This window comes from Sphingobium sp. TB-6 (genome assembly GCF_012927365.1).
In the GTDB taxonomy this organism is placed as follows: domain Bacteria; phylum Pseudomonadota; class Alphaproteobacteria; order Sphingomonadales; family Sphingomonadaceae; genus Sphingobium.
In genome coordinates, this window is the sequence record NZ_JABBGL010000006.1 from 67,732 (window position 1) to 77,405 (window position 9,674).

General features: G+C 61.8%; 9 protein-coding genes and 2 tRNA genes. 10 read left to right on the top strand and 1 reads right to left on the bottom strand.

Translation table 11 applies throughout. From position 1 onward, the window contains the following. Positions 1-106: 106 nt before the first annotated feature. From mreC to HHL26_RS10150, 6 genes are all read left to right on the top strand, one after another. Positions 107-1,036 (top strand): rod shape-determining protein MreC, encoded by a 930-nt coding sequence (gene mreC, locus HHL26_RS10125; RefSeq protein ID WP_066557997.1) that lies wholly within the window; start codon positions 107-109, stop codon positions 1,034-1,036. Continuing rightward, a complete protein-coding gene (locus HHL26_RS10130; protein ID WP_066557999.1) occupies positions 1,033-1,560 on the top strand; it encodes a rod shape-determining protein MreD in 528 nt (175 codons plus the stop codon). The genes mreC and HHL26_RS10130 overlap by 4 nt, the downstream gene beginning before the upstream one ends. Next, positions 1,557-3,623, top strand: coding sequence for a penicillin-binding protein 2 (gene mrdA / locus HHL26_RS10135; RefSeq protein ID WP_066558002.1), 2,067 nt, complete (start codon positions 1,557-1,559; stop codon positions 3,621-3,623). Before HHL26_RS10130 ends, mrdA begins: the two co-directional genes overlap by 4 nt. Next, entirely contained in the window at positions 3,620-4,732 is a 1,113-nt protein-coding gene (gene rodA / locus HHL26_RS10140) for a rod shape-determining protein RodA (RefSeq protein ID WP_066558003.1), read from the top strand. The genes mrdA and rodA overlap by 4 nt, the downstream gene beginning before the upstream one ends. A gap of 136 nt (positions 4,733-4,868) precedes the next feature. After that, positions 4,869-4,944: transfer RNA gene (locus HHL26_RS10145), tRNA-Lys, on the top strand. Between the two features lie 37 nt (positions 4,945-4,981). Beyond that, a tRNA-Lys gene (locus HHL26_RS10150) sits at positions 4,982-5,057 on the top strand. A 96-nt stretch (positions 5,058-5,153) separates the two neighbouring features. Here the strand turns inward: HHL26_RS10150 and HHL26_RS10155 are convergent. Then, positions 5,154-5,624 carry an Lrp/AsnC family transcriptional regulator gene (locus HHL26_RS10155; RefSeq protein WP_066561775.1) on the bottom strand — a complete coding sequence of 157 codons (471 nt, stop codon included), beginning with the start codon at positions 5,622-5,624 and terminating at the stop codon, positions 5,154-5,156. 160 nt (positions 5,625-5,784) lie between these two features. Here HHL26_RS10155 and HHL26_RS10160 point away from each other — a divergent pair, with 160 nt between their 5' ends. The 4 genes from HHL26_RS10160 (at position 5,785) to HHL26_RS10175 (ending at position 9,652) form a co-directional block, all read left to right on the top strand. Continuing rightward, positions 5,785-6,018, top strand: a complete 234-nt coding sequence (locus HHL26_RS10160; RefSeq protein ID WP_066558005.1) for a hypothetical protein — start codon at positions 5,785-5,787, stop codon at positions 6,016-6,018. 282 nt (positions 6,019-6,300) lie between these two features. After that, positions 6,301-7,692 carry a sugar transferase gene (locus HHL26_RS24210; RefSeq protein WP_066558010.1) on the top strand — a complete coding sequence of 464 codons (1,392 nt, stop codon included), beginning with the start codon at positions 6,301-6,303 and terminating at the stop codon, positions 7,690-7,692. A 285-nt stretch (positions 7,693-7,977) separates the two neighbouring features. Continuing rightward, on the top strand, positions 7,978-8,175 hold the full coding sequence (locus HHL26_RS10170) for a hypothetical protein (RefSeq protein WP_145907330.1): 198 nt from the start codon (positions 7,978-7,980) through the stop codon (positions 8,173-8,175). A 355-nt stretch (positions 8,176-8,530) separates the two neighbouring features. Continuing rightward, on the top strand, positions 8,531-9,652 hold the full coding sequence (locus HHL26_RS10175) for a hypothetical protein (protein ID WP_237229798.1): 1,122 nt from the start codon (positions 8,531-8,533) through the stop codon (positions 9,650-9,652). The last annotated feature ends 22 nt before the right edge of the window (positions 9,653-9,674 follow it).

A 9,674-nucleotide genomic window follows, 5' to 3' on the forward strand; every position in this document is an offset into this window, starting at 1 on the left:
TGTTCCGGTTCGGTTGAACCGGAACAAATTCGGCATTTTTTGTTTGCCGTGATTTCCGAGCCGCCAGATGAATGTATCTGGCTTGAAATCACTTAGAGGGGAAAGCATGGCGCGGCCACCCAGCCGACGCCCCGGGCACAACCGGAAGGCGCAATATAGCCTCTTCGCCAGTTATGTCGTGGCGATGACCGGCGCCGCCGTCGGCCTGCTTCTGGTGGTTGTCGCCGTTTTCGATCCGACCGGCTTCGCCGCGATCCGCATCGCGACGGCGGAAGTCACGCGTCCGGCGTCCGTGACCTTGAAGAATATGGTGAGCGGGGTCGCCTCGATCGATGAAGTGCTGGCCAGCTATTGGCACGCGGGGTCGCAGAATGTGGCCCTGCGGCGGCAGGTGGAGGCGGACCGCAACCGGATCATCGAGGCGCAGGCGGTCGCGCAGGAAAATCTGCGGCTCAAGAAACTGCTCAAGCTTGTCGAGGATGATGGCAGCGAATTGCTGACGGCGCGGTTGATCGCCTCCTCCTCCTCCAGCACGAGGCGGTTTGCGCGGCTCAATGCCGGGCGTTGGCAGGGGGTGCGGCCGGGCATGCCTGTGCGCGCGCCGGAGGGGTTGATCGGGCGCATCCACATCACCACGCCCAATACGGCGGAGGTGCTGCTGTTGACCGACACCAGCAATATCGTGCCGGTGCGCCGGGCCAACGACAGCGTGCCTGCCATTTCCACCGGGCTTGGCGATGGGACATTGGAAATCCGGGCGCTTGCAGCGGGACGCAATCCCTTTAAGCCCGGCGACCTGCTTGTGACGTCTGGAATCGGCGGGGTCTATCAGCCCAATATTCCGGTAGCAGTGATCGTACGGATCGAGGGTGAGATCGCCTATGGCGTGCCCCTTGCCAATCCGTCCAAGGTCGACGCCGTGGTGGTCGAGCGCTCCTTCGAGGAAACGGTGACGCGGACCGACGTCAATGCATCGGCCACGCCGTTCGAGCCGGAAGCGGCGGAAAATGCGGCCGTCGGTACGCCACCGCCATGATCGACCCGCATCTGCAGCATGTGCCCCGCCTGGGCCGCCACCCTTCGCGCTTTCGGCTGGCGGGAACGCCGGTCATCACGGTGATGCTGGGATCGCTGGTGACGGCCCTGCCGGTGATCGCGCAATCGCCGGTCATGCCGCCTTTCGGCCTGTTGCTGCTGCTGTCCTGGCGGCTGCTGCGTCCGGACTTGTGGCGAACCTGGATCGGCGTGCCGCTCGGCCTGTTCGATGACATTGCCAGCGGCCAGCCGATCGGGTCGGCCATGTGCCTGTGGACCATCACCCTGATCGGCATCGATGCGGTCGAGCATCGCATGGTTTGGCGAAGCTATCGGCAGGACTGGTTAATCGCGTCCATGGCGATTATCTTCTGCATCGCCGGCGGCGTTTTCTTCGCGCGGATCACCGGCGGAGGAAGTATCAAGCTGTTGCTGGTTGCGCCGCAAATGCTTTGGACGGTCCTGCTCTTTCCCTTCGTCGTCCGGCAATGCGCCCGGATCGATAGCTGGCGCGTGATGGCATGAAGCTGCCCCTGCTCAAGAAGAAAACCGTTACAGAAGCCTCCCTGTCCTTCACTTTCACGCGCCGCGCGATGGTCGTGGGCGGATTGCAGGGGGCGGTCGGGGCGTTGCTGGTCGGGCGGATGGGCTGGATCAGCGTCGCGGAGAATGAGAAATATAATCTGCTGTCGGAGAGCAATCGCGTCAATCTGACGCTGATTCCGCCGCGTCGGGGATGGATTATCGACCGCAACGGGCGGCCGCTGGCGAACAACCGGACGGACTTTCGCGTCGACCTGATCCCGGAGCGGGTGACGGATGCGGAGAATACGATCCGCAGCCTGGCCCATCTGCTGGCGCTGAGCGATGACGAGGTCGACCGGATCAAGGAAGAGCTGGACAAGTCGGCCGGCTTCCGGCCGGTGCAGGTGGCGGAAAAGCTGACCTATGATCAATATGCGGCGGTCAGCGTGCGGCTGCCCGACCTGCCGGGGGTCGCGCCCAGCCAGGGCTTTTCGCGCAACTATCCCGGCGGGGCCACGGTCGGCCATCTGCTGGGCTATGTCGGCGCAGCGTCGGCCAAGGATTATGAGGAGCGCAAGGATCCGCTGCTGATCACGCCGGGCTTCAAGGTCGGCAAGGACGGGCTGGAGCGGTCGTTCGACAGGGAACTGACCGGCAAGCCGGGCGCGAAGCGGGTGGAGGTGACCGCTCGGGGCAAGATCGTGCGGGAACTCACCACCCGGCCCGACACGCCCGGCAATCCAATCAAGCTCACCATCGATGCGGGCTTGCAGGAATATGCCGGGCGGCGGCTGGCGACGCAGAGCGGGTCGGTGGTGGTGATCGACTGCCACAATGGCGATGTGCTGGCGATGGCATCGATGCCCAGCTTCGATCCCAACAGCTTTTCCGACGGCATCAGCCATCTGGAATGGGACATGCTGTCGAAGGACGACCATGTGCCCTTGCGCAACAAGACGCTGCAGGGGCTCTATCCGCCGGGGTCGACGGTGAAGCCGATGGTGGCGCTGGCGTTGCTGGAGGCGGGGATTTCGCCCATGGATACGGTGAATTGCCCCGGCGCGATCCGGGTCGGCAACACGCTGTTCCACTGTCACAAGAAACGCGGCCATGGCTCGCTCAACATGCGGGGCGCGATCGCGCAGAGCTGCGACATCTATTTCTACACGATGGCACAGCGGATCGGCATGGACCGGATCGCCAGCATGGCCCGGCGCGTGGGCATGGGGCAGAAATTCCAGCTCCCCTTCCCCAGCCAAAGCTTCGGCACGGTGCCGGACCCAGCGTGGAAACTGAAGAAATATAATCAGAAATGGCAGGTCTACGACACGGTCAACGCGACCATCGGTCAGGGCTATATGCTGATCAACCCGTTGCAGATGGCCGTGATGGCGTCGCGGCTGGCGACGGGCAGGCAATTGATGCCGAACTTCATCTTCGGCGCGCAGCGACCCTCTCCGGCGCCTGTGGGCGTGAATGAGGAGCATCTGGTGACGATCCGCGACGCGATGAGCGCGGTGGTGAACGGCGGCGGCACCGGCGGCGCGGCGCGCATTCCCCTGCCCGGCGTGATGATGGCGGGGAAGACCGGGACGGCGCAGGTACGCCGCATCACCATGGCCGAGCGCGGCGGCGGCGTGCGCAGCAACGCCTCCCTGCCCTTCAAGCTGCGCGACCATGCGCTGTTTCAGGGCTTCGCGCCGTTCGACAACCCGCGCTATGCCATCGCCTGCATCCTCGAGCATGGCGGCCATACCAACCGCGTCGAGGACGCGCCGATGATCGCGGCGGACACGATGACCTACCTGTTCGATCAGGCCAAGGCGATGGAGAAGCTGGAGTCGATCGAAAAGGATTGGGGCGGCCCCCCCGCCGAGCGCATGGCGCGGCAGATGGCGGCCTACAGGCTGGCAAAGGCCATCGAAAAGGGTGAGGCGCCACCGCCGGAGGCGGCCAATGCGATGAATGCGGCGGAGGGAAGCAATGCCTCGACCGCCCCGCCAGCGCCAACCGCTCCGGTCGATGCCGACGATGCGCCCCCTCCGGCGGACACCGCACGATGAGCATCGTTCCGGAGCCCCTGACCGAATTTCCCTGGCGCGTGCTGGGCATATTGCTCGCCATTGCGGGGTTCGGGACGCTGGTGCTGTACAGCGCCGCCGGGGGCAGCATCACGCCCTGGGCGATCAACCAGGGCGTGCGCTTCGTCATCTTTGCCGGCATGGCGCTGGTGCTGAGCCGCATTCCGCTGCGGACATTCGCCCGTTTTGCCTTCCCCGCCTATGGCCTCGTGCTGGCCGCCCTTTTTCTGGTCGAACTGATCGGCGGGGTCGCCGGGGGCAGCCAACGATGGATCAACCTCGGCTTCATGCAGTTGCAGCCTTCCGAATTCATGAAGCCGATCATCGTGCTTGCGGTCGCGCGTTTCTATGCGTTGCTGCCAGTGGGGGAAATAAGGCGCTGGAACGCCATCTGGCCGGCACTGGTGCTGATCGGCGTGCCCTTCATGCTGGTGCTGGTGCAGCCCGACCTCGGCACCGCGACGATGATCGCGGCAGGCGGGGTGACGGTGATGTTCCTCGCGGGATTGCCGCTGCGGCTGTTCGTCGGATCGGGGCTGGCCTTCGCCGCCATCGTCCCCATCGCCTTCAGCTTCCTGCACGATTATCAGAAGAACCGCGTCCTGATCTTCATGGACCCGGAAAGCGATCCCCTGGGCGCGGGCTATCATATCAGCCAGTCGAAGATCGCCATCGGTTCGGGCGGCATATTCGGCAAGGGGTTTCTGCAGGGCACGCAGAGCCATCTCGACTATCTGCCCGAGGGGCATACCGACTTCGTCTTCGCCACCATGGCGGAGGAATGGGGGCTGATGGGCGGGGTGCTGCTGATCGGCGCCTTCATGCTGCTGTTCCGCTGGGGCATCGGCGTGTCGATGCGCGCGCAGGACAAATATGCCCGGCTGGTGGCGGCGGGGCTGACCACGACGATCTTCTTCTATGTCGCGATCAATCTGATGATGGTCATGGGCCTGGCGCCGGTGGTGGGCATTCCCCTGCCCTTCATGTCCTATGGCGGATCGTCGATGCTGACGGTCATGCTGTGCGTCGGCATCATCATGGCCATCGAGCGGTCGGGACGGCGGCGCAGCCGGCCAGGAAGCTGGGGTTGAAATCGGGGTCGGAACGCCCCTGTTTGCAAAATTTTGCCGCGCTGGGCGATTTCCTGTTTGCAAAGTCCGATGCGACTGCTAACAGCCCGCCCACGCCAAGGCGACGGCCCGCAAGGGACTAGCCGAAAGCAGGTGTGGACGCATAGCTCAGTTGGTAGAGCAGCTGACTCTTAATCAGCGGGTCCTAGGTTCGAGCCCTAGTGCGTCCACCAAATTCCTGCGGATCAAGGCGCAAGCCGAAACCGGCGTGGACGCATAGCTCAGTTGGTAGAGCAGCTGACTCTTAATCAGCGGGTCCTAGGTTCGAGCCCTAGTGCGTCCACCAAAAAAAGTGCGTGCACCAGATCCTGCCGCATATTTGTTTCTCCATAGCCAGCACTCAGCTCCTTTGATAGGCGCTCCTCTTAACCCAGGCCTCTGATCAGACCGGCAAGGCGGTGGTGAACTTCGTCATGGACAGGGCGAAGTGGGAGGCCGCGCCCGCGACTGAGGGATGGCCCAGCAGGGTCATCATCAGGAAACGGTTATAGTCAGCGACATCCGCAACGACCACGCGCAGCAGATAGTCCCATTCTCCGGACATGGAGAAGCATTCGACGATTTCCGGGCGGCCGTCGACAAATTGCTCGAAGGCGCGGCGCGCTTCCTGCGCGTGACTGCGCATGCGGATGTTGCAAAGGACGTTGACGCCGCGCCCGACCTTCTCCGGATCGACCAGCCGAACCGTACCGGCGAGGATGCCCGCAGCCTCCAGCGCCTTGATCCGGCGCCAGCAGGAGGCGCTGGACGCCCCCACCCGCTCGGCCAGATCGGCATGGCTGAGCGTCGCATCTTCCTGCAGGGCCGCGACGATCTTCCGGTCGATGGCGTCTATCTGGCGATCCTGTTTCATGATCGGCAGAATAGCCATGGCGCGTATTTCATCCAAGAGCCGATTGGAATGATCCGCCGCGGATGCTTTTACCCCGGCAGAGGTTCCCAAATCGCTTTCCTTTTCGGCCAGTAGGGCTATTCTGTCGGCAGGTCGCATCAGGTGACTGGGGCTGCGTAAAATGATCGACCTTTCTCCTCAGCCCCAAGACAAGAGCAGCGGCACGAAGGCGGCGCCCGCCGTACCTCAGCATGATCCGGTGCTTCGCGAAAATGGAGATGGCAAAGGCGCGCGGCAGTGGTGGCAATTTTCGCATGAGGGAGCGGAGGCTGCGATCCAGCGGCTATCGCGTTGGGCCGGTCCTATCGCTCTGCTGCTGGCGCTCTGTTTGCTGGGCTGGTGGATAATCCGCTGATCCTGCTCGTGATTCGGGTTTGAAGGGGTCTGTCAGGCGCCCAACCCATCGATGAAGGCCAAATACTTAATTCAGGTCGTCGCAAATCTGGGGCAGAGCGTCTTTCAGGATAAACGGATCATCGGAAAAGCGGGTCTACGCATCCCGCCCCCGATTGTCAGTCCCTCCCATTTATGTCCTGCTGCTGCGCAACATAAATCAAAATGCTGCGGATGTCTGATGGTTAACACACTGCCGCGCGGCGGTGCCCAGCTTGACGTCAAGACATAAAAAGGGTTGCAGATGTCGAAAATTGATCTGGCGATCAAAGGTGTTCCCAGTCGCCAGCCCGCTACAGCCGCCGGTCAACGGAATGCGCGGCTTTGGTTGTGCGTGTTGCTGCTGGTCGCTGATATGGCCGCGCTCGCCACGGGCTTTGCCTTCGGGCTGCGCGCTGCCGGCTTACCATGGCTGTCGGACGGGCAATGGCCGCCGCTGGCGGGCGGCATGATCGTCTATGCTGTCCTGGCTTTCCATAATCAGGCCTATAATCCCCATTGCCTGACGCGCATGACGCAGTCCTGCCGCAGCGCGACCATGGCCTTTGCAGGAACATTGCTGATCTTCCTGCTCGTCCTGTTCTCCCTGAAGGCGACCGGGCAATTGTCGCGCCTGGGAATTTCGGCCGGAATCTTGTGCAGCGGGACTTTGCTCGTTCTGCAACGATTGATGATCGTGCACACGGTTCGCCGGAACTTTGCCGATGGATTGTTCGCACAGTTGCTGATCATCGATGACGGCGTCATTCCCGACGATGTCAGCGGCATGGTGATCGTGGATGCGGGCGCGATCGGGCTGCGGGCCGATTTGGACGATCCCTATATGCTGCATCGGTTGGGGACGCTGCTGCGCGATTATGATCGCGCCGTGATCTCCTGCCCCGCCGAGCGCAAGGCCGACTGGGCGCAGATGCTCAAGGGCGGCAACATATTGGGCGAGATCATCGTGCCGGAATTGGACCCGATGGCGCCGCTCGCCGTGCAGGCCTATCGCGGGACGCCGACTTTGGTGGTGTCGCGCGGGCCGCTGAACCTCGCCAACCGGGCGAAGAAGCGGTTGTTGGACATCGCGCTGACGGTGCCGGTGCTGATCGCGCTCGCTCCGCTGATGGCGGTCATAGCGATCCTCATCAAGCTGGACTCGCCGGGGCCGGTCTTCTTCCGGCAGGAGCGGATCGGGCGCGGCAACATGCTGTTCCATATCCTGAAATTCCGCAGCATGAAGGTGGAGCAATGCGACGCCGCTGGCGCCACCTCGACGCAGCGGGACGACAATCGGATCACGCGGATCGGCGCCTTCATCCGCAAGACCAGCATCGATGAACTGCCGCAGTTGATCAATGTGCTGCTGGGCGAGATGAGCCTGGTGGGGCCACGTCCCCATGCGCTGGGGTCGACGGCGGAGGAGCAGCTTTTCTGGCAGGTCGATCGGCAATATTGGCATCGCCATGCGCTGAAGCCGGGGATTACCGGCCTGGCGCAGATCCGCGGGTTCCGCGGCGCGACCGAGACGCGGCGCGACATATTGAACCGCGTCGAGGCGGATCTGGAATATCTGCACGGCTGGAGCCTGACGCGCGATATTGCGATCTTGTTCGGGACGCTCAACGTCCTGGTGCACAAGAACGCCTATTAGGAGCACTTCCCATCCTCCCTGCATGGGGAGGATTTCATAGAAACGACTCGAAGAAGCGCCAAAGACGCAAAGAGCGCAAAAGGGTTCCGCAAGAAAAACGAAATTCACGACGAATTGTTGCCGCAAACGCCTTACCGCAAAATATCTTATCCCAGATTAATGATTCGGTGATCCCTGGCTGTCATATGCGACGAATTGATGTCGTCGCCCTTCCCTTCCCAACTATTTGTTAACCGCAAAATCGGATATGTCCGTCATCACCAATCGGGCGGCGGGAACAGCGACGTGGCGGAAGATTTTGCAGTGGTTGCAGTGGCACCTACGTTGATCGAAACGGCAGAGGTCCGTCGGGACATTCCGACGCATGTCGACGGCATTACTTTTGTCGATCGGGCCGAACAGGGCGTGCAGTTCGTCTCGCGCTGGGCGGGCATTCTTGCTTTCGTCGGCGCGGTGGCGGCGATCGTCTGGCTGGTCGTCTGAGCAGAATCGCTCAAGCCTCCAAGCTTTCTCCCAGATTAACAGCTTCAGGGTGCGGCGGGATTGTCCCGGCGCGCCCTCTTTTGCGATGACCCGAGCCGTTGTTTTGACACGATAAGCTGCTTTCCAGGCAGTGGCGTTACGGTGAAATCCCTATAGCATGCCCAAATTGCTGCAATGCAATAAGGGTCGAAGATTGACAATATGCAATGAACCACATTTGCGGGGCAGCTTTTCTGCGCCCTGCAAAAACGAATTCCAATGGTCGCGCACCTTCATGGCCGCTGCGCTAAGTGGTGCGTCAATTGTCGCGGCCGTTCCTTCCGTTCTGCATGCGCAGAATGATGACGGAACGACTGTGCAGAAACGCGTCCAGAATCCGGAAGAGGAAAAGCGCCTCAAGCAATATGGTCTTCATCTGACCGCCGGGCTCGACCTTCTCTATGATGACAATGTCTATCGCGTGGACGACCGGGTGGAAAATCCAATCGACGACCTGATCGTGACGCCTTCGGTAGAGGCCACTTTTGGCAGACCGATCGGGCGGCACGACATATTACTGCGCGGCAAGATCGGTTACGACCGCTTCATTTCCGAAGGCCAGCGCAGCAAGCTGCGGCTGGATACGGAGGCGAAGGCGAATATCCGCTTCGGCGCCACCTGCCTGATCACGCCCCGGGCGGCCTATCGCCAGCAGCGGGCTGATTATGGCGACATCAACTCGGCAACGGAAAATCTCCAGAAATTTGCGACTATCGGTGCCGATTTCACCTGTGAGCGGCCGGGGCTGTTTCCGGTGGCGAGCTATGAGCATGACACGACGCGCAACGCCGCTGCGTTCGACTATGCCGATCAGACCAGCGATACCTTCATGGGCGGCGTGGGCTATTCCATGCCCAGCCTAGGCACGCTGACCGCTTATTATGAGCGGGTGAACAGCAAGCGCGACACGCTGGGGATTGAGAACCGGATCAACAGCTATGGCGTCCGTTTTCAGCGCGCAGTGACGCCGATCACGCAGATCGACGCAGATCTCCGCTGGCTGGACGTGAACAGCGACAGCGCGGCGGTGGGCGGCTATAATGGACTGGGCTGGAAAGTCAGCCTTTCCACGCAGGCCATTCCGCGCCTGAAGCTGACCGCCACGACCGAGCGGGCGATCATCAACGACAGCCTGATCGCCAGCGGTTTCGCCATCGACACCAGCTATCGCATCCAGGGCGAATTCTCGATCTCCGAACTTACCTCAGCCGGGCTATATGCGGAGTGGGACCGGCGCAAATTCCGGCAGGATGCGGCGCTTCGTCCCTATTCGATCACGGCTGATCGCAATCGTCGCTTTGGTGCCATGCTGACGAGGAAACTTTCGGACCGCTTCGATCTTACGCTCGACGCCCAGCATTACGTCCGCAGAACGGACACCAGCGTATCCAATTATAGCGGTACGCAAGTGATGCTGGGCGCAGCTCTGCATTTTTAGATCCTCACCATATTGGGAGCTT

Excerpts from the sequence above, each read along its gene's own strand:
- mreC (WP_066557997.1), top strand. The coding sequence starts at position 107 with ATGGCGCGGCCACCCAGCCGACGCCCCGGGCACAACCGGAAGGCGCAA.
- HHL26_RS10130 (WP_066557999.1), top strand. The coding sequence starts at position 1,033 with ATGATCGACCCGCATCTGCAGCATGTGCCCCGCCTGGGCCGCCACCCT.
- mrdA (WP_066558002.1), top strand. The coding sequence starts at position 1,557 with ATGAAGCTGCCCCTGCTCAAGAAGAAAACCGTTACAGAAGCCTCCCTG.
- HHL26_RS10160 (WP_066558005.1), top strand. The coding sequence starts at position 5,785 with ATGATCGACCTTTCTCCTCAGCCCCAAGACAAGAGCAGCGGCACGAAG.
- HHL26_RS24210 (WP_066558010.1), top strand. The coding sequence starts at position 6,301 with ATGTCGAAAATTGATCTGGCGATCAAAGGTGTTCCCAGTCGCCAGCCC.
- rodA (WP_066558003.1), top strand. The coding sequence starts at position 3,620 with ATGAGCATCGTTCCGGAGCCCCTGACCGAATTTCCCTGGCGCGTGCTG.
- HHL26_RS10155 (WP_066561775.1), bottom strand. The coding sequence starts at position 5,624 with ATGAAACAGGATCGCCAGATAGACGCCATCGACCGGAAGATCGTCGCG.